Source organism: Ochrobactrum sp. SFR4 (assembly GCF_019730395.1).
Lineage (GTDB): Bacteria > Pseudomonadota > Alphaproteobacteria > Rhizobiales > Rhizobiaceae > Pseudochrobactrum.
This window is the reverse complement of record NZ_JAAPBB010000090.1, coordinates 1-623: the sequence shown is the minus strand read 5'-3', so window position 1 is coordinate 623 and position 623 is coordinate 1. Positions and strand designations below refer to the sequence as shown.

Annotated in this window: 1 protein-coding gene; it reads left to right on the top strand. The window is 48.5% G+C overall.

All coding sequences use genetic code 11. The features are described 5' to 3' along the window. Positions 1–70 precede the first annotated feature (70 nt). Positions 71–623, top strand: a 553-nt coding sequence (locus HBA93_RS17990) for a GntR family transcriptional regulator (protein ID WP_221724205.1), incomplete at its 3' end; no start/stop codon positions are given.

Sequence of the window (623 nt, the reverse complement as noted above, 5' to 3'; positions counted from 1 at the left end):
AATGAATAATGTGGTAGCCTCGGATAAAGTCGACCTGAGATCATACTTACCCGACGATGATTCCATCGGGATGAACAGACGTGCTTATCTGACTCTTCGTGAAGCTCTTCTTATCGGCGCTTACCGTCCCGGCACGCATCTCAATATCAAGCCAATCGCTGAGGAACTCGGAATGAGTTCAATGCCGGTACGCGAAGCAATGGGAAGGCTGAGTTCAGAAAGTGTTCTGGAGATTATGCCGAACCGCGGCTTTAAGGTGCCGGTCTTGAAAATAGAGACTTTCCGCGAGCTGCTGATGCTGCGCATCCGGCTTGAGGAAATGGCTGGGGCACATGCGGCCGTACTGGCAACACAGGAAGATATTGAAACAATTTCTGCTCTTTATGAGGAAATGTTAACAGCCCAGAAACGCTCTATGGATGAAGCATTGCGCATACACAGGCAATTCCATTTTGCAATTTACAGAGTTGCTAATATGCCAATTATGATGGAGTTCATTGAGCAGCTATGGCTTCGTTTGGGGCCACACATCTATGCCAGCTTAAAAAAGACATGGGCAACAGATGTGAAGCGCCATCATGAAATTGTAGCAGCATTACGTGCGCGCGATTCAGTCGGCGCGG